Here is an 18,482-nt window from a genome sequence, read left to right as displayed (position 1 = left end):
GGAATTAGATGCGCGACAAAAAAGCTATTTTACAGGCTTTTTCGGGACATGGCAGTTGACGACCTTCAGGGGGACGTTGCGCGCCTCGCATTGTTTTAGCGTCAATGGTTTGTGGAAGGTCAGGGGGCTGTAGAAGGCAAAGCTGACCAGGAACACGCATAACATGGCGGCTATGCCTGCGGCCTGCCATTTGACAGCGACCTTAAAGCGCTGAAAGCCGATTTTGACCACCAGCGCCAGAATGAAGTAACTAAGCGCCAGCGCCGGGATATAGTGGTGGATATACATGACCCGCTTGGTGCCGAGGTACATGTGTACGCCCATAAACACCGCGTACATGGCCATTAGCGCCATCAGTAGGTTCATGTCGCGGGAGAATTCGCGACCTTTGAGATAACGGCTGGTGCCGCTCAGGCGGCGCATAATCATCACCAGCGCCACCCATAGGGCCGCGAACGCCGTCAGCCATTGGGCGACATTGCCGATCATCTGAACGTAGGAGGTGATGCCCTTGCTGGAATCCCAGCGATAGGTGATGGCTTTGGCCATCAGCGGCCACAGGATGGGCGTGGAGGCATTGGGTTCGGTCTTCACAATATGGGTGAAGTCATTGTTCATAAAGCTGTAATAGCCGCGCGTGGCATCCCAGACGATCTGCGACGACAAGGGGCGCTCACCGGCCAGATAGTCCTGATAAGACTGCGGCATGTGCTGGCGGTCGAAATTACCGGCGGCACTTTCCGGGTGGGGATTGTTGGGATTGACCAGAACATGCAGGGTACAGACCGCCGCGATCACAGCCACAAAGGTCGTTGCCATCAGAGCCGAGGCTTTGATTGCACGCGGTATATAGGCTTTGAGGGCCGTTCGGTTATCCCATGCATCGCGCACGATCAGGAACCCGCCAAGGGCCGCAAAGACTACCACATTGACCTTGACCATGACCGCAAGGCCGATCAGCGTCCCAAAGCTTGCGTACCACAGGGCTGGTTTTTTGATGCGTTTCAGGAATAATTGCAGAAAGACCCACACGGCAGCCATGACGAATACATACTGAAAGCTGTCGAGCATGGCGGCGCGAAAATGGACAATATAAGCGTTTTCAAGCGCATAGATCAGGCTGAACGCAAACGCCGTGAGCGCCCGGTTCCAGAAGGTCAGCATGATCATGTAAAACACAAACGCGCCCATAACCCCAAACAGGGCCGACATCAGCCGCGCCCCGTAGAAGTTGTAGCCGTCCGGCAGAGGGGTTTCTTTCTGGGTTTTTTTGGTCAGGGCCAGCGGATGGGTATCGATCTTGTCGTTCTTACCCGCAATCGCTTCACCGGCGGCGATTAGCATCAGCCCCAGCGGCGGGTGCGAAGCGTATGATGCGACGCCTTCCTGATAGCGTTCGGTCGCCGTGACATAATAGACCTCATCCCAGAAGGCTTTGTTGGGGTCATTGAGGTTATGCAGAAAGGTCAGGCACGCCACCAAAACGATTGCCAATCCACAGACATCCCGGCGCGCGCTTTCGCCTTTCAGCCACGACAGGGCCGGATGGTCGAGCAGCAAGCTAAGTTTGTGGCGCAGGTCGGTGAGGGCGGTCATAATCTTCAATGTTGGGCGGATAGTTCAAGGTTTCTTACGGCAATTACCGTCTCTGTCAAAAGGATTGATGACAGGGGGTGCTTGAGCGGAATGATTTTGCTTTTTTAGGTTCCGCTCAGCCGCCATTGCGGCGGTGGCCCAAGATGTCTGGCAAGGCGGCGGATGCCGCCGCCCGGCGAGGGCAACTAAAACGCGGCAAAAAATCCTCTGACGATTGAATTTTTAGGTTGTCTCAGGTCATGTAAAGTCTTAGCTGAAAACCCATATTCCGGGTGATCCCGCCGTTGTTTTACCGAAAGTTTTAATATGTCTGAACTCAACGATCCGCTCTTGTCCCTGACGCCGGATATCACCGTCAGCGCGCGTGAGCTGTTCGGCGTCGATTCGGACATGAAGGTGCCGGCGTTTTCCCACCGCGATGAGCATGTGCCGGAGATCGACCCGACCTATCAGTTCGACCCGCAGACGACGCTGGCCATCTGTGCGGGCTTTGCCTATGATCGCCGGGTGATGGTGCAGGGCTTTCACGGTACGGGTAAATCGACCCACATCGAACAGGTGGCCGCCCGTCTTAACTGGCCGATGGTGCGGATCAACCTCGATAGCCATGTGTCGCGAATCGACCTGATCGGTAAGGACGCCATTGTCCTTAAAGACGGCCAGCAGGTGACGGAGTTCAAAGAAGGCGTTCTGCCGTGGTCGCTGCAACGGCCGGTGGCCTTGTTGTTCGATGAATATGACGCCGGTCGTCCCGATGTGATGTTCGTCATTCAGCGTGTGCTTGAGGCGCAAGGGCGTTTGACCCTGCTGGATCAAAACAAAGTCATCCGCCCGAACCCCTATTTCCGCCTGTTTTCGACCACCAATACCATTGGTCTGGGGGACACATCGGGCCTCTATCACGGCACTCAGCAGATCAATCAGGGCCAGATGGACCGCTGGTCGATCGTGACCACGCTCAATTACCTTAGCCACGAGGCCGAGGTCGCGATTGTTCTGGCCAAGCTGCCGGAGTTTGACACGGCTGAGCGCCGTCCGCTGATCGAAGCGATGGTGCGGGTGGCCGACATGACCCGCTCGGCCTTTGCCAATGGTGATATCTCAACGGTCATGTCGCCGCGGACGGTCATTACCTGGGCGCAGAACACGATCATCTTTGGCAATGACCCGGAAGTGGCCTTCCGTCTGACCTTCCTGAACAAGACCGATGAGCTTGAGCGCCCGACGTTGGCTGAGTTCTATCAGCGTGCGTTTGGCACGGATGTGAAGGAAAGCGCGCTGAAAGTTAAGGTCATTTAATTTTCTCCTCCCCTGTTTACGGGGGAGGTGTCATCAAGGTTCTTTAGAACCGCAGATGACGGAGGGGGCATGTCAGCGGTGATTGCCCCCTCCGTCTTCGAGACCTGCGGTCTCAAATCCACCTCCCCCGTAAACAGGGGAGGAGAAGAGGCGATAATTCCCCGATGGCGCAAAAGCCTACCGTCCTGTCTGATCCGTTCCGCAAAGCGCTGGTGCATTCCACTCGCGCTCTGGCGGAGGATTCTGAGCTTGAGGTCGTGTTCGGCCCTGATGGCCCGCGCCGGGATGGCAACCGCCTGATTTTGCCTAATCCGCCGCGCGATCTGGCCCCAAGGGCGGCAGCACAAGTGCGCGGTGTCGCCGACCGCATGGCGCTGAAAATCGCCCATCACGATGAACCGGTTCATGCCCGCGCCCGTCCACTGGATGAGCGATCCGGGGAAGTGTTTGATGCGCTGGAGCAGGCGCGACTCGAAGCCTTGGGGGCGCGCGCTATGGGCGGGGTGCGCCTGAACCTGCGGGCGGCCTTAGAGGGCGATCTTGAGAAAAGTGGCCTGACGCGCAAGGAAGAGAAATCTGACCTTAATCTGGCCGATGTCATGGGCCTGATCGCGCGTGAGGCTGTGACGGGCGATCCGGTGCCGGCGTCAGCTCAGCGGGTCGTCAATCTGTTCCGCGACGAACTGGAGGCCAAGCTGGGGAACCGGCTGGGGGAACTGACTGAGGTTTTAGGCGACCAGAAAGCCTTTACCCAAAAGGCCCGCGATATCCTTAAGGCGCTCGATCTGGTTGATGACAGTCAGGATGCGCAGGACGAAAAGAACGACGACGGGCAGGAAGAAGAGGGGCCGGACAGTCAGGACGATTCCGCCGAAAACGAACCGCAAGCCGATACCGAGGACGACGATCAGGCCAAGCCCGATCAGGACGATCAGGATGCCGCCGGTCAGGAACAGGCCGCCGAGGGGCAGGACGATTACACCCAGATGGACGGCGATCCGCAATCCATGTCGGAGACCTCATCCGATCAGGAGGTTGATGGCGAGGCGGGCGAAGCTCACGAAGGGCAGGGGCCGAACACCGACGCCCCCATCGTCAAAGACTATGATGTCTATACCCGCGAATATGACGAGATTATTGCTGCAGAAGACCTGTGCGACGCCGAAGAGTTAGAGCGCCTGCGCGGGTTTTTGAACCAGCAACTGGCCAATCTGTCCAATGTGGTGTCGCGTCTGGCCAATCGCTTGCAGCGGCGATTGCTGGCCCAGCAGAGCCGGTCATGGAGTTTTGATCTCGAAGAAGGGGCGCTGGATGCCTCGCGCCTGACGCGGGTGATTATCGACCCATCGGCACCCTTGTCGTTCAAGCAGGAAAAAGACACTGAATTTCGCGATACGGTGGTGACGCTGCTGCTGGATAATTCCGGTTCGATGCGTGGCCGCCCGATCATGGTGGCGGCTGTCTGCGCCGATGTTCTGGCGCGCACCCTGGAGCGCTGCGGCGTCAAGGTCGAGATTTTGGGCTTTACCACCAAGACCTGGAAGGGCGGGCAGAGCCGCGAAAAGTGGGTCCGTGAGGGCAAGCCCGCCCAGCCGGGGCGGCTGAATGACCTGCGTCATATCATCTATAAGGCCGCGGATAATCCGTGGCGGCGATCCCATAAGAATCTCGGCCTGATGATGCGTGAGGGGTTATTAAAGGAAAACATCGACGGTGAGGCCCTGCAGTGGGCGTACGGGCGCCTGCTGGCCCGGCCGGAGCAGCGTAAGATTTTGATGGTTATATCCGACGGCGCGCCGGTCGATGACAGCACCTTAAGCGTCAATAACGGCCATTACCTTGAGAATCACTTACGCAAAATGATTGCCGATATTGAAACCTCCGGACGGGTTGAGTTGGCCGCCATCGGCATCGGCCATGATGTCACACGCTATTACAAACGCGCCCTGACCCTGATTGACGTTGAGCATCTGGGTGGCGCCCTGGTTGAAAAACTGGCAGAGTTGTTTGAGGAAAAAACAAAATCCGCAGGGAAGACGCGCTGATCTTATAGCCATCGATTTTGGGGACCTGTGATGCGGTTAAGCTTTGTGTGTGTGTCGGCCTTTGTGTGCCTGGCGGCCTATGCCTCTCTCGCCAAGCCGGTGAAGGGGCTGCTGAACCCAAAACCCCAGCCCTATGATACCCCGGAACGCTTTGTTGATATCGAGCGCCTGCCGATTGCAGGCGCTGAAGGTAATGCTGTAACCTACGCCATGGGCTATAAGCTGAGGCCGATCGGCACGGACCTGTTTATCGGCCTGTCTGACCTTAAGGCAACCCAAGGGCCAGACGGCCTGACCGTTGAAGCGGTGTCGGATGCCGGCAGTTTTGCGACCTTTACGATCCCTGCGAACCATGAGCGGCGCGGCCCGCTGACGTTTGAGTTGTTGCGCGGCACGGACGGGCAGGTGCTGGGCAATAAGGTGCTGGCGGATGCCGAAGCCCTGGCGGTCGATGAGCGCACCGGCGATTATTATATCGCCTTTGAGGGCGAGCCGCGGGTTCTGCGCTATAGGGCGGAGGGTTCCAAAGCGCATTCCGAAAAGTGTGAAGCGGTTTTCGGGAAAAAATGCGCGTTAGAATTTAAAGGGGCTGCTGAGCGCGTGCCATTGCAAAACCTGCCGTCCTTGCCGGACAATGAGGGGCTGGAGGCCATGACCCTGCTCAGAGATAAGCAAGGGGATGCGTCCTTACTGCTTGGGGCCGAATCGGGCGGTTTCTGGTTGTGTCCGTTGTCGACCTTTAACTGCGCCACGATTCGCGGGCCCAAGACACCGGGGTTTGGCTATGCCCTGGTGTCGCTTAGCGCGCTGCCCGATCGGCCGGATGATATTCTGGCGCTGTACCGGTTTTATACACCGTGGACCGGGCCGCGCACCAAACTCACCCATCTGCGCCTTGAAGGCGGGCGGCTGGTGTCGAAGGGAGAGCTTCTGACGATTGCTCCGCCCATGCCCTATGCCAATTATGAAGGGGTGTCGGCCATCCAAACGGATGGCGGCTACAGGCTCTACCTCATCAGTGATCCGATCGAAGAGGATGAGGAATATACCCTTTTGCTGGGTTTCGACTGGGCGTTTAAAGAGTAGCCGGTCATGCAAAAACCCCCGAAGCGCAAAGCTTCGGGGGTTTTTTTAACAGGTCGTACGCAGCTATTAAGCGGCGACGGTTTCCGCCAGCTTTGCCTTGATCTGCTTCTTCAGGCGACGCGCGCGCAAAGAAAGTTCGGCATCGTCAGCCTTGACGAGGAACGCATCCAGGCCACCACGGAAGTCCAGCGTACGCAGGGCAGCATTGGAAATCTTCAGGCGGAAGGATTGGTTCAGGGCTTCGGATTGAAGCGAAGTCTGACGCAGCGACGGCAGGAAGCGGCGCTTGGTTTTGATGTTAGAGTGGCTCACAGAGTGGCCAACCATAGGGCCTACACCCGTAAGTTCGCAGCGACGCGACATAGGATTCACCTTCGTCGAAAATAATGTTAGGCGCGACGGGAGATATCTCCCTCACGCAAGAGGTGCGGTGTATAGGCAAAGCCCGCCATCTGGTCAAGTAAAAATAGCGATTTTTGCATGCCGGTTTGCGGTTGGTTTTCTGTGCCCGTATCTGGGCCAGTATCTGGGCCCGTAAGGGCGCGCGGCAAAAAAAAGAGTTCGCTCAGGGTGAGCGAACCCGAAAAATCCGAAAACGTTGAAATCTCGCCTGGAAGGGCAGGCCGCCAGCAGGGGAAGCGGCGGCCTGACTCCAAGGGGATTAGATATCGAAGAGTGACGTTCGGTATCTGCGGGCATCTTTAGCACAAACTTGCCGCGATGCAATAATGTTTTTTATGAAACTATTGTAGTATCAATTGGTACTATTTAAAAATCTGTCACAATCGGCCGAGCGCATAAATCAGCGCAAAGAAAAACCCCCTGAAACTATCAGGGGGTTTTTCAAATAAGCGTTTAAAAGGTCAGACTAAGCGGCGACTTTTTGCAGCGACTTATTTAGAATGGCAACGGCAGCATCGCGATCAATTTTTTCAATCGCGGCCACTTCGCGCGCCATGCGGTCCAGAGCCGATTCGTAAAGCTGACGCTCAGAATAGGATTGTTCCGGCTGGTTTTCCGAACGGTGCAGGTCGCGGACGACTTCGGCGATGGAGACCAGATCGCCGGAATTGATCTTGGCTTCGTATTCCTGAGCGCGGCGTGACCACATGGTACGCTTGATGCGGGCGCGGCCCTTAAGGGTCGTCAGGGCCTGAGACATGATGGCGTCGGCCGCGAGGTGACGCAGGCCGGCTGTCTTGGCCTTTTTGGTTGGGACGCGCAGGGTCATCTTTTCATGATCGAAGGTCACAACGTACACTTCGAGCGAATGGCCAGCGACTTCCTGAACCTCTACGGCCGCGACCTGGCCTACGCCGTGTGCGGGATAAACGACCTTATCACCTACGTTGAAATCAAAAATGGCGGCTGCGTTCGACATTGCGGTCCTTTCACTGGTGCGAGGCGAATTGTCGGCCTGTCTTAAGGATGCAGGAAGTTAGCTCAGCGTGAGGGACGCTAAGACTACGGGCACATAACAAACCGCTGCCAGAAAGCCTTTAGGCTCAAAAGCATGCGGATATGTGCCAATTCCTGACTAAGACAAGCCTGCCATCCGACCTTTGTCGATGAAGCGTCCTTAAAAGGATTTAAGAGGCGCGGGGGAGGTGAATACATGATGCCGGACGTGAGCGCCAAAGGGCGCCTATCCGACGAACAGTCATGTGTCTATCACAAAAATGCGCAAAAATAAAGCGTTGAGGGCAAGAATTATTAACAGGCTCTAAGATTCTTATTGAATCCTAAGTCTTATTTTCGCCTCAATTAAGGCCCCGGCGCCAGGCCCGTAAGGGCTATTTGCCGTCGCCGGGCTTTTCGGAGAAGTATTTCTCGAACTTGCCCTCTTCGCGTTCAAAGTCTTCGCGATCGGCCGGCGGGGTGCCTTTCACCGAGATATTCGGCCAGGTGCGCGAATATTTGGAGTTGATCTCCAGCCACTTGCCGTCGGGCTCATCCTCGGTGTCGGCCTTGATAGCGTCAACCGGGCATTCAGGTTCGCAGACGCCGCAGTCAATGCATTCATCCGGATTGATGACGAGAAAATTTTCGCCTTCGTAGAAGCAGTCGACCGGACACACTTCCACACAGTCCATGAACTTGCACTTTACGCAGGGGTCAGTGACGATATAGGTCATCGAAAGATTTTAGCCTCATCAAGAATAAGCAGTCATCTGAATAGGTGTCGTCTTGACTTTTTTGGACTGTAACTGTCAAGGCAGAATTGGGTGACCTTGAGTTTAATTTTGCTAACGCGGCGGGCTTTTATGCGAATGCAAAACAAGTGCGTTAGCTAACGTCTGGTGAGATGTTGACCCGGTATAGCTGTTGCGCCTCAGCCGCCGGACCGCGGCGTTCGCCCATATCCATCACTGTTATGTCGATCAACCGCGCGCCCAAAGCAAACACCAGTCTGTCGTCAGGCTTAACGAAGGCCCCGGCCTTATCCACGCGTTGGGTGTGATTAAGGCGGGTCAGGCGCAGATGGCCGGTCTCACAAAATTTGGCGCTTAACGACCGTGTTTTGAAAAACCGCGCCCGCCACAGCCAGACATCAATGCGGCAGGTTTGCGGATGATCGGTTGGCATTAAAACCTTTCCAAAGGGCTAAACGATATCATCGTCCCGTCGCGCGAAATGTCAACTTAACGGGCTGCGGGTCAGCCCTTCTGCCGCAGCACCGCAAACGGTGAGTAGGGGTTGATATATTCCGGCTCAGGTGGCGTGCGGGTGCGGCGCGAAGGCTCAGCCTTAAGCCGCCAGCCGGTGCGGGTATCGCCGTCGGCCACCTCGCGGGTATCGGTTTTGGCATAGCCCAGTGCGGCCATAAGCTTATCGCGCTGACGGGCATTGCCGGGAATGGCGGCCATGTCCTGATCGCGCACATAGGCGGCGCCCTTGATCCGCAAAGCTTTGTCCATCGCCTTGTCGGCGGCGTCCAGAACCTTAAGCGGAATGATACCATAACCGGGCAGGTCGATCTGACCTTTCAGGCTTAAGGTGCGGGCCGGGTGGTCACCTTTGGTCGCGGCCTTGCCAAAGGCCTGCAACAGGCGGCGGGCATTCGGTTTGCTTAGGTCGGGCAGGCTATAGACAAAACGGTTGGCGGAGATATGCAGACCCCGTAGAGCCAACTTATCTTCCGGCGACAGCTTAGTGTCGGCGTTACGCAACAGCACGCCGCCGTTTTCATAAAGCTGATAGGCGATGGCGCGCACCGGGGCGGTCAGGGCTTCGTCTTTTGAGGCGTCCAGCACCCCTTTCAGGGCTTTCAAGTCTTTCATCGCCACCTGACGCACATAATCGCTCAGGCGGCGCACCGCAATCTCGGTCAGGTGGGCCTGATCAAAGCTTTGCAGCAGGCTGACGCGCGGGGAGAACCAGTCTGACGGCTCAAGCCGCGCCACCGGCTGGTGCTTCCAGGTAATCACACCACTGTCTTTCAGACGCAGTTCATTCGATTTGGCATGGGCCAGCGCTTTAAGTCGCTCATTAATCAGCGGGCGGATAGCGCGGTGGGCGGCTTGCCGTAAGGTCTTATCCTCAATCAGGCTCTCGCCCGACGTGACGGTAAATTCCAGCCCGCGCAGGGTGCCGACCAGTTGCCCTTCAAGGCGCACCTCACCGTCGGCTGAGACTTCGGGTTTCAGGTCATCGTCGGTATTGAGCACCTTAAGCAGGGCCGAGGTGCGCGCATCGACAAAGCGCTTCATCAGCCCTTCGTGCAGTTTGTCCGACAGCCGTTCCTCAAGATCGCGGGTGCGGTCGCGCCACAACTCAATATGTTTCAGCCAGTTGGGCCGGTTGGCGATGTAGGAGAGGGTACGCACCCCCGCCAGCCGTCCGGCCAGAGTGTCGATATCGCCGTCCAGCCGATCGAGATAACCTAGTTGTTCCTCAAACCAGTCTTCCGGCACAAAACCGTCCGGGCTCATCCGCGACCAGAACAGAAATTCGACGGTTTTTAAGTGCTCATCCAGACTGACTTTGCGAAAATCCGGCAACTGGCAGACATCCCACAGAGTGCGCAAGGACACGGGGTTGCGGACCTTGAACGCGATATCGTCAATCTGCACCAGATGGCGCAGGGCCTTTTCGTCCAGCGCTTCCTTGGCCAGCATCAGGGACGGTGAGGGCGTGGGCCGCGTTAGGCTGCGCAGCAGGGCCTCAATGCTCGAAAACTCAAGGTCGCGGTTGCGCCACTGCGCCGCCATCAGGCTGTCAAAGCGGTGGTTTTCAATGGCGGCCACCAGATCTTCGTCCATGTCATCGCAGTCGCCGGTGACGCCAAAGGTGCCGGCGTTCTTGAAGCGGCCGGCGCGACCGGCGATCTGGCCGGCTTCCTGGGCAAACAGGTGGCGGGTGCGCTTGCCGTCAAACTTGGTCAAACCGGAGAAAGCCACATGGTCGATGTCCATGTTCAGGCCCATCCCAATCGCGTCAGTCGCCACCAGAAAATCGACCTGACCGGACTGGAACAGGGCAACCTGCGCATTGCGGGTCTTGGGCGACAGCGATCCCATCACGACTGCCGCGCCGCCGCGCTGACGCCGGATCAGTTCGGCGATGGCGTAGACCTTCTCGGTCGAAAAGGCGACGATGGCCGTGCGTTTGGGCAGACGGGTCAGCTTGCGCGGGCCGGTATAGGAAAGCTGCGACAGCCGTTCACGGAACATGATTTCGCCGTCGGGGAACAGGTTGCGGAACAGTGGCGCAACCGTCTTGGCACCCATAAACAGGGTCTCATAGCGCCCGCGCGCGTTCAGCAGCCGGTCGGTGAACACATGGCCGCGCTCACTATCGCCGCAGAGCTGGATTTCATCGACCGCCAGAAAATCAACCTTGCGCTCTAGCGGCATGGCTTCAACCGTGCAGATGAACCACGACGGCAGTTTAGGGATGATCTTTTCTTCGCCGGTGATCAGGGCGACGGCGTGCGCGCCTTTTTCCTTGACGACGCGGTCATAAACCTCGCGCGCCAGCAGCCGCAGGGGAAGACCAATCATGCCGGTGGCGTGGCCCATCATCCGCTCTAAGGCGTAGTGGGTCTTGCCGGTATTGGTCGGGCCAAGTACGGCCACCAACCGCCCGTCATAGGGCTTATGGGCGGAAAAGGCAGGGGCGGGGGACAAAGTATCGGGCACGATAGGGATGTAGTGCCCTTATGCGGCTTTGCAAAGGCGAAAGTGCGTCTGCGTGGCACCTGTCATGAGATTAATGAGGCATTACCAGAGCGCGGAACAGCATGGAAACGAATCATGACCGAATCAGTGACATCCGTAGATGCCTGATTTGTTCTATACAATATATGGTGGCTCAAAATGCCATTAACCATAATTGTGCTTATTCTTTTTGGCGTGAGTCGCCTTTAAAGTCCAGATATAAGGGCGCCCACAGATTTTTGGCGGGTCAGGGCCGGGCGGGCTTCTCAAAACCTTCCGGCCTGTGCTAAGCCCCCATGGCGTGGCCCCGTAGCTCAGCCGGATAGAGCAAGGCTTTCCTAAAGCAGAGGTCGGGGGTTCGAGTCCCTCCGGGGTCGCCATTTTGGGTTCGGGTGATGACCCGTTTCTGCTGCCGAAGCAGCCATAGCTATGACAGCGCTGTAAACCGGCCAGTCAAAGACTACCTTAAGCCCGCTGCCATATTTTAGACCTTGCCAAGCCTAAAAAGATAACAGTACCCTCTTTGTCATGTTCAGCCATAAGCGTTTCGCATGTTAATGACACCGGTATCAAAAAGCAAATGGCTGGCCAAAAATCCTGAAACCCGATCCAGAGGGCCACATGATTGATCGGCGTTATCTGCTGACAGGACTGGCGGTTACGCCATTGATCGGGACATCCGCAGATGCATGGGCATCGCCTGGCCTCTATACCTCGACCCGTGGCGGCCATGGCGGACAGATTTTGCGGGTCACCAACCTCAATCCATCGGGCGAGGGCTCGCTTAAGGCCGCCCTTGAAGCGACCGGCCCGCGTATCATTGAATTTACGGTTGGCGGCGTGATCGACCTTGATAAGGCCTCGCTCGATATCCGTGAGCCATTTGTGACCGTGGCGGGCGAAACCGCCCCTGATCCCGGTATCACCCTGATCAAGGGCGGTGTGCGCGTGGCCACCCAAGATGTCATCATCCGCCACATCGCTGTGCGACCGGGCAGCGCCGGAATGGCCAAGGGCAGCGGTTTTGAGCCGGATGGATTATCCATCGTTGGCGGGCATGATGTCATCATCGACCATTGTAGCTTTACCTGGGCGGTCGATGAAGCCCTGTCGGCGTCCGGCCCGCGCTTTGAAGGGGCAGGGCCTGACGATTGGCGTCGCAACACCTCACACCGCATTACCTTCAGTCATAACCTGATTGCTGAATCCCTGCATGACGCCAGCCACGCCAAAGGCCCCCATTCGATGGGTTCCCTGGTGCACGACAATGTGACCGGTGTGCTGATTTACGCCAATCTCTATGCTCATAATAATGAGCGCCATCCGCTGGTTAAAGGTGGCGGCCAATGTGCGGTCATCAATAATGTCTTCGTCAATCCGGGCCATACGTGCGTGCAATATACGCTGGTCGAGGATCAATGGGCCGGGCGGGTGATTGAGTCCGGCGGCATGATCTTACGAGGTAATGTCATGCGCGGCGGTGCCGATACGCGCGCGGGCCTTGCCATGCTGACCTTTGGCGGGACGGGGGATTTACGGCTGCACGCCGCGGATAATATCGCAACCTACGCCGATGGCCAATCCGCCCCCATTATTGGCTATTATCAGGCCCGTTCCGACGGACATGACACCGGTGACACGTATAAGCCAAAAGCCTTTATCCGCTCGGTGCCAAAGGAGATGTTCTGGCCGTACGGACTGAGGGCGCAACCGGCGGAAAGGGTGGAGGCCTTCGTTTACACAACCTGCGGCGCACGCCCTGACCGGCGCGATGCCATCGATGCCCGTATCATAGCTCAGGCCAGGGCCGGTACGGGCCGGATTATCCACTCAGAACAAGAGGTCGGGGGCTACCCGATCCAAACGCGCGCATAAAGCATAAAAAAAATGAAACAAGGGAATGGGAAATGTCAGACACCAGCCGGCGTAATGCCCTGAAATCGTTCAGTCTGGGCGCGCTTTTATTTGGCGCGCCCAAGGCTGCTGAGGCCGCCACACCGCCCCAATCGGCCTGCGGGCCGGAACTGACCTGGGCCAAGGGCGTCGAGGGGCAGCGCAGGGCCGACCTTGGCAATGGCACCTTCCTTAACCCGATCATGGCCGGTGATCATCCCGATCCGTCGATCCTGAAGGACGGCCCAAAAGACGACCCTGACTATTACATGACCTTTTCGACCTTCGATGCCTATCCCGGTTTGGTGATCTGGCATTCAAAGGATATGGTCAACTGGCGGCCGGTGACGGCGACCCTGACCAAGAACATCGGTTCGGTGTGGGCACCGGAACTGATAAAGCATAAGGGCCGGTATTTTCTCTATATCCCGACCAAAAAGACCTCGGCACCGGATTCCAAAACCACCTCATGGGTGATCTGGGCCGACCGGATCGAAGGGCCGTGGTCCGACCCGATCGACCTTGACCTGCCCGGCCATATCGACCCCGGTCATGCGGTCGGCGAAGACGGCTCGCGCTGGCTGTTCCTGTCGGGCGGCGACCGTGTGCGTCTGTCGGATGATGGCCTAAGCCGTATCGGCGCGCCGGAAAATGTCTATAAACCCTGGCGTTATCCGTCCGACTGGATCGTCGAAGGCTTTGCTCCCGAAGGCCCGAAAATCACCCGTCACGGTGACTATTTCTACCTGATCACCGCCGTGGGCGGCACAGCCGGCCCGCCGACTGGTCATATGGTCATTGCCGCCCGTTCCAAATCGATCAATGGCCCGTGGGAAGACCACCCGCGTAACCCGCTGGTGCGCACCGTTAGCGCGTCGGAAAAATGGTGGTCGCGCGGCCATGCCACTTTGGTCGAAGGCCCTGCTGGCGACTGGTGGAGCGTCTATCACGGCTATGAAAACGGCTTCTGGACGTTGGGGCGCCAGACCCTTCTGGCGCCGATCACCTGGACCAGGGACGGCTGGTTTGACTATGGCGGCGGAGATTTGTCAAAACCGATCCCTAAGCCCAAGGGCGGCAAACCGCATGGCGCGACACCCGCCCACGGCATTGCCCGCTCGGATGATTTCTCAACCGACAAGTACGGCGTCCAGTGGAACTTCTTTAATCCGTCAGCCGGTGAGCGCGACCGCATCCGTTTGGAAAATGGCGTCCTGCACCTGAAAGCCGCCGGTGAGGCCCCGAGTTCAGGCGCGCCGCTGATTACCATTGTCGGCGATCCGGCCTATGAGATCGAATGCGAGATCGAAATCGATGACGGCGCGCGGGCGGGCCTGATCCTGTTTTACGACACCAAACTCTATTGCGGTCTTGGGTTTGATGGGAAAAACTTCGTCACCCATCAGTACGGCATTGAGCGCGGCCGTCCGGCCCATCAATTCGGCCAGCGCATGTTTATGCGGCTTAGGAACGACCGCCATATCGTGACCTATGACACATCGTCGGACGGCCAGACGTGGAAACGCTTTGATCGCGGCATGGAAGTGTCCGGCTATCATCACAATGTTCGCGGCGGCTTTCTTATGCTAAAACCGGGGTTCTATGCGGCGGGGCAGGGCGAAGCGCGCTTTAAAAACTTCAAGTACAAGGCATTGTGATGAGGATATCACGAAGAGGTATTTTATCAGGCGCGGCCGCGGTTTTGACACCGGTGTCTTGGGCGAGGCCCGCCCTCAGCCAAAATCTCACGCGTCCGGTCATGCGCGTGCCTGCCGATCACAAGACTCTGGCGGCAGCCTTTGAGGCCCTGCCTTCTACGGGCGGGGTGATTGAGTTGTCGGCGGGCACCTACCGCGAAAAACTGACGCTTAGCAAACCTGATGTTCATATCATCGGTAAGGGGGAACGGCCCGATGATACGGTCATTGTGTGGTGCGATAGCTCGAAAATGGCGGGCGGCACGGGCAAATCAGCGTCGTTTACCGTGACCGGCGACGGGTTTCGCGCGCAAAACCTGACCATCGCCAATGACTACGACCACAATGCCGACCCGTCGCAGGCGGTGGCGCTTTATCTGACCGCCGACCGGGCGGTGTTGCGAAACGTCATATTTTTGGGCGCGCAGGACACGCTCTATGCGGCCTCAAAGGACAAGACCAACCCCAGCCGTCAATACTATAGGGACTGCTATATCGAAGGCCATGTCGATTTCATCTTCGGCAATGCGTTGGCCTTTTTTGATCGCTGCCACCTGCATGTGTTGAAGCGCGATACGGCCTTTATTACGGCCCACAGCCGCACGGCGGAGGCGGAAACCTCAGCCTATGTGTTCGATCACTGCCGCATCACGACGGCAGGGACGGGCAACTATTATTTCGGGCGGGCATGGCGGCCCTATGGGCAGGTGATTTTCCTCGATACCCGCATTGACGGCACCATTCACCCTGAAGGCTGGCGCGAATGGACACCGGGCCAGACCGAAACCTACAAGACCGCTCATTTCGCCGAGTATCACTCGACGGGTGCGGGCGGGGATATGAACCGGCGCGTGTTTTGGGCCAAGTCCCTGACGTCGGATCAGGCGGCCAAATGGCGGCTAAACGCCGTGTTCAAAGATACAGGTTGGATCAATGCCTGATCCCATGCCATCTAACTCAAAAAAGCTTACGAAACAGGGAACCCGATAATGAAAAAATCCATTGTACCGTCGCTGGCCGTCCTGATGGTCGCCGCGTTTCTAACCACCGCCCAGGCCAAGGAAATCGGCATGAACGTGCCGTCGCCGCCCCCTGAATGAAGCCCGCATTACCGAGCTTGCGGGACCCCAGTCGCAAACCTGGCTCGACTATCTGGCGCGTTCCAAAGCGCAGATGAAGGCGGATCAGGACGCACTTCTTTCCGAACGCAAGGGCCTGACCGCCATTCCGGCAGAACCGGCGACCGGCAATGGCGAGGCGACTATGCCGCTCAAAGCCGAGGCCGCGTGGTATAAAACCGCAGAGGCTCGCGCCGTGGCGGATTCGATCGTCAGCTACCAGACCCCCGCCGGTGGTTGGGGTAAGAACCAACCCTATAATGTCCCGCCGCGCCAGAAAGGGCAGGCCTATGTTGGCGGCAATGAAGGCCGCTCAGACGATCCGGCCAATTTCGACCGGCCTTTGATTGACAAATGGAGCTATGTCGGCACGACCGACAATGGCGCGACCATCACCGAAATCCGCTATCTGGCAAGGGTGGCAGCCCAGAATCCGGCTGAGGCCACCCCTTATCAGAACAGCATAGTGCGCGGGATTGAATACCTGCTGGCCGCGCAGTTTCCGAACGGTGGCTGGCCGCAGGTCTGGCCGCTGCAAGGCGGTTATCATGACATGGTCACCCTCAACGACAATGCGATGGAGGGCGTGATCAGCCTGATGCGCGATGCCGGGGCAGGCAAAGGCGATTTCGCGTTTCTGCCCGACACCCTGAAAGCCCGCGCCCGTGCCGCCGAACAGGCGGGCCTGAAGGCGCTGCTGGCCGGACAGGTGGTGATCGACGGCAAACTGACCCTGTGGCCGCAGCAATATGATCCGCTGACCGGGCAACCGACTTCGGCCCGTAACTATGAGCCGCCGTCGCTGTCATCGACCGAAAGTGCGGGTATCCTGATGTACCTGATGCAGCGGCCCGATCCGTCGCCGGAGGTGGTGGCTGCCGTGCGCGCCGGTGTCGCCATGCTGAAACAGCTTCAAATTAACGGTTATGTCTTCAAGCGCGTCGAGGGCGATGATGGTCGCCGCTTGCACGCACAAGCTGATGCCCCGCCGCTATGGTCGCGTTACTATGACATGAAAACCTTCAAGCCGATCTTCAGCGACCGTTCCAAGCAGATTTTTGATACGGTTGATGATGTCAGCGCCGGACGCCGCAACGGCTATGCCTGGTTCTCGACCAGCCCGCAAAAGGCCATTGCCGCCTATGAAGCTTGGCGCACCAAGCATCCGGAGGCACAATAATGAAGTGGCTCATTGTGCTTGCGGCCCTGTACGCCGGGGGCGTGGCGGCCCAGACAGCCCCGCGCGGCTTTACCGAAGACCATGACCTCAGCCAGACCTCAGCCGACGTCAAGGGTTGGGCTGCCGATACCAAGGGCGGGCAAGGCGGGCGTATCATCCGCGTCACTACCCTTGAGGCTACCGGGCCCGGATCATTTGCCGAGGCCATTGCCGCCGACGGCCCGCGCATCATCGTGTTTGAAGTCGGCGGGGTGATTGACCTGAAAGGCGCGACGCTACGCATTGCAAAACCCTATGTGACCATCGCCGGTCAGACCGCCCCCAACCCCGGCATTACTTTTGTGCGCGGCGAGTTCGGGATTGCCACCCATGACGTCATCCTGCAACACGTCGCCATCCGCCCCGGTGCCAATGACAAGGCCCCGCGCAGTGGTGGCCTGGACGGGCTGTCAACCCGCAGCGCCTATAATGTCATCATCGACCATTGCTCATTCTCGTGGGCGACGGATGAGAACCTGTCAGCGTCGGGCCCGCGCTTTGAAGGCACCACCCCTGAAGGCTGGCGCAAAGGCACTTCCAACCGCGTTACCTTGAGCCATAACATCATCGCTGAGGGCCTGCGCAACTCGGTCCACGAAAAGGGCGAGCACTCCAAGGGCACGCTCATTCACGATAATGCCGAGAAAATATTGATCTACGGCAATCTTTATAATTCTAATGAGGAACGCAGCCCTCTGATCAAGGGCGGTGCCCATGTCGCCATCGCCAATAACCTGATCCACAATCCAGGCGGCAAGGCGGTGCATTACAACCTGATCGCCCATGAGTGGGGGGAGGTTGCGCCTCAGACCGGCATCATCACCCTGATCGGCAATGTCTATCGTGCAGGGCCTGACACCCGTCCGGGCGTGCCTCTGTTTGCTTTGGGCGGCTCAGGCGATGTCAGCCTGTACCTTAAGGACAATATTGCCGCCGATGAAAACGGCAATAAACTGCCTCAGACCGGGCGCTATACGGCCTCGGGTGCCAAGATTCTGACGGCTAAAACGCCGTACCTGCCCGCCGATATCCGCATTGTTCCGGCGGCCAAACTGGAAAACGCCATCTATGTCAGCGCCGGGATGCGGCCGTGGGCGCGCGATAAGATCGATTTCAAGATCATCTCCGATGTGGCGGAGGGCCGCGGCAAGATCATCGACAATGAGGCCGACTCCAGCGGCTATCCCAGCTACAAACCGACATCAGCACCGTTCAATGACGCCGACTGGAACCTTGACGACATGTCGCCAAAGGCTGGCTGGGCGTCGCTTTACCCCATGGCTGCGGCGCGATAAGGCTTTGATCAGTCGGGCATGAGACATTCCCAAATCAGGGCAAATCAGGCTAGATGGCGAAAACATATCCGCTGA

The 18,482-nt window shown here is 57.9% G+C and carries 14 protein-coding genes and 1 tRNA gene; 9 read left to right on the top strand and 6 right to left on the bottom strand.

Going from position 1 to position 18,482, the window contains the following annotated elements; genetic code table 11:
• Positions 1–24: 24 nt before the first annotated feature.
• Entirely contained in the window at positions 25–1,596 is a 1,572-nt protein-coding gene (locus OVA03_RS05365) for a phospholipid carrier-dependent glycosyltransferase (RefSeq protein WP_267527126.1), read from the bottom strand.
• 306 nt (positions 1,597–1,902) lie between these two features.
• Here OVA03_RS05365 and cobS point away from each other — a divergent pair, with 306 nt between their 5' ends.
• The 3 genes from cobS (at position 1,903) to OVA03_RS05350 (ending at position 6,026) form a co-directional block, all read left to right on the top strand.
• Complete coding sequence (cobS, locus tag OVA03_RS05360) at positions 1,903–2,895, top strand: cobaltochelatase subunit CobS (RefSeq protein WP_267527125.1); 993 nt, start codon at positions 1,903–1,905, stop codon at positions 2,893–2,895.
• A gap of 164 nt (positions 2,896–3,059) precedes the next feature.
• The gene (gene cobT, locus OVA03_RS05355; protein ID WP_267527124.1) at positions 3,060–4,940 is read left to right on the top strand and encodes a cobaltochelatase subunit CobT; all 1,881 of its coding nucleotides are present in this window, start codon (positions 3,060–3,062) and stop codon (positions 4,938–4,940) included.
• Positions 4,941–4,970: 30 nt separating this feature from the next.
• The gene (locus OVA03_RS05350) at positions 4,971–6,026 is read left to right on the top strand and encodes an esterase-like activity of phytase family protein (RefSeq protein WP_267527123.1); all 1,056 of its coding nucleotides are present in this window, start codon (positions 4,971–4,973) and stop codon (positions 6,024–6,026) included.
• Between the two features lie 66 nt (positions 6,027–6,092).
• On the opposite strand, the gene rpmB is transcribed toward OVA03_RS05350, so the two are convergent.
• From rpmB to OVA03_RS05325, 5 genes are all read right to left on the bottom strand, one after another.
• Complete coding sequence (gene rpmB, locus OVA03_RS05345; protein ID WP_267527122.1) at positions 6,093–6,389, bottom strand: 50S ribosomal protein L28; 297 nt, start codon at positions 6,387–6,389, stop codon at positions 6,093–6,095.
• Between the two features lie 505 nt (positions 6,390–6,894).
• The gene (locus OVA03_RS05340; RefSeq protein ID WP_267527121.1) at positions 6,895–7,407 is read right to left on the bottom strand and encodes a CarD family transcriptional regulator; all 513 of its coding nucleotides are present in this window, start codon (positions 7,405–7,407) and stop codon (positions 6,895–6,897) included.
• Between the two features lie 412 nt (positions 7,408–7,819).
• Positions 7,820–8,161: a ferredoxin FdxA gene (gene fdxA, locus OVA03_RS05335; protein WP_189488870.1), complete on the bottom strand. Its 342-nt coding sequence runs from the start codon at positions 8,159–8,161 to the stop codon at positions 7,820–7,822.
• A 151-nt stretch (positions 8,162–8,312) separates the two neighbouring features.
• Positions 8,313–8,612, bottom strand: coding sequence for an RNA-binding S4 domain-containing protein (locus OVA03_RS05330; RefSeq protein WP_267527120.1), 300 nt, complete (start codon positions 8,610–8,612; stop codon positions 8,313–8,315).
• Positions 8,613–8,683: 71 nt separating this feature from the next.
• Positions 8,684–11,167, bottom strand: coding sequence for a helicase-related protein (locus OVA03_RS05325; protein ID WP_267527119.1), 2,484 nt, complete (start codon positions 11,165–11,167; stop codon positions 8,684–8,686).
• Positions 11,168–11,488: 321 nt separating this feature from the next.
• Here OVA03_RS05325 and OVA03_RS05320 point away from each other — a divergent pair.
• From OVA03_RS05320 to OVA03_RS05295, 6 genes are all read left to right on the top strand, one after another.
• Positions 11,489–11,565, top strand: a tRNA-Arg gene (locus OVA03_RS05320).
• 241 nt (positions 11,566–11,806) lie between these two features.
• A complete protein-coding gene (locus tag OVA03_RS05315) occupies positions 11,807–13,060 on the top strand; it encodes a pectate lyase family protein (protein WP_267527118.1) in 1,254 nt (417 codons plus the stop codon).
• 32 nt (positions 13,061–13,092) lie between these two features.
• Positions 13,093–14,736: a family 43 glycosylhydrolase gene (locus OVA03_RS05310; protein WP_267527117.1), complete on the top strand. Its 1,644-nt coding sequence runs from the start codon at positions 13,093–13,095 to the stop codon at positions 14,734–14,736.
• A gap of 101 nt (positions 14,737–14,837) precedes the next feature.
• The gene (locus OVA03_RS05305; RefSeq protein WP_267527116.1) at positions 14,838–15,716 is read left to right on the top strand and encodes a pectinesterase family protein; all 879 of its coding nucleotides are present in this window, start codon (positions 14,838–14,840) and stop codon (positions 15,714–15,716) included.
• Between the two features lie 232 nt (positions 15,717–15,948).
• Entirely contained in the window at positions 15,949–17,073 is a 1,125-nt protein-coding gene (gene pelA, locus OVA03_RS05300) for a pectate lyase (RefSeq protein WP_267527115.1), read from the top strand.
• Positions 17,073–18,407, top strand: coding sequence for a pectate lyase family protein (locus tag OVA03_RS05295; protein ID WP_267527114.1), 1,335 nt, complete (start codon positions 17,073–17,075; stop codon positions 18,405–18,407). The genes pelA and OVA03_RS05295 overlap by 1 nt, the downstream gene beginning before the upstream one ends.
• Positions 18,408–18,482: the final 75 nt, after the last annotated feature.

The sequence above is a fragment of the Asticcacaulis sp. SL142 genome, from assembly GCF_026625745.1.
Taxonomy (GTDB): Bacteria; Pseudomonadota; Alphaproteobacteria; order Caulobacterales; family Caulobacteraceae; genus Asticcacaulis.
This window is presented reverse-complemented; position numbering and strand designations above follow the sequence as displayed.

Coding starts and splice junctions, on each gene's coding strand:
- cobT (WP_267527124.1), top strand. CDS start 3,060: ATGGCGCAAAAGCCTACCGTCCTGTCTGATCCGTTCCGCAAAGCGCTG.
- OVA03_RS05315 (WP_267527118.1), top strand. CDS start 11,807: ATGATTGATCGGCGTTATCTGCTGACAGGACTGGCGGTTACGCCATTG.
- OVA03_RS05305 (WP_267527116.1), top strand. CDS start 14,838: ATGCGCGTGCCTGCCGATCACAAGACTCTGGCGGCAGCCTTTGAGGCC.
- OVA03_RS05350 (WP_267527123.1), top strand. CDS start 4,971: ATGCGGTTAAGCTTTGTGTGTGTGTCGGCCTTTGTGTGCCTGGCGGCC.
- cobS (WP_267527125.1), top strand. CDS start 1,903: ATGTCTGAACTCAACGATCCGCTCTTGTCCCTGACGCCGGATATCACC.
- OVA03_RS05330 (WP_267527120.1), bottom strand. CDS start 8,612: ATGCCAACCGATCATCCGCAAACCTGCCGCATTGATGTCTGGCTGTGG.
- OVA03_RS05295 (WP_267527114.1), top strand. CDS start 17,073: ATGAAGTGGCTCATTGTGCTTGCGGCCCTGTACGCCGGGGGCGTGGCG.
- OVA03_RS05340 (WP_267527121.1), bottom strand. CDS start 7,407: ATGTCGAACGCAGCCGCCATTTTTGATTTCAACGTAGGTGATAAGGTC.
- rpmB (WP_267527122.1), bottom strand. CDS start 6,389: ATGTCGCGTCGCTGCGAACTTACGGGTGTAGGCCCTATGGTTGGCCAC.
- fdxA (WP_189488870.1), bottom strand. CDS start 8,161: ATGACCTATATCGTCACTGACCCCTGCGTAAAGTGCAAGTTCATGGAC.
- pelA (WP_267527115.1), top strand. CDS start 15,949: ATGAAGGCGGATCAGGACGCACTTCTTTCCGAACGCAAGGGCCTGACC.
- OVA03_RS05365 (WP_267527126.1), bottom strand. CDS start 1,596: ATGACCGCCCTCACCGACCTGCGCCACAAACTTAGCTTGCTGCTCGAC.
- OVA03_RS05310 (WP_267527117.1), top strand. CDS start 13,093: ATGTCAGACACCAGCCGGCGTAATGCCCTGAAATCGTTCAGTCTGGGC.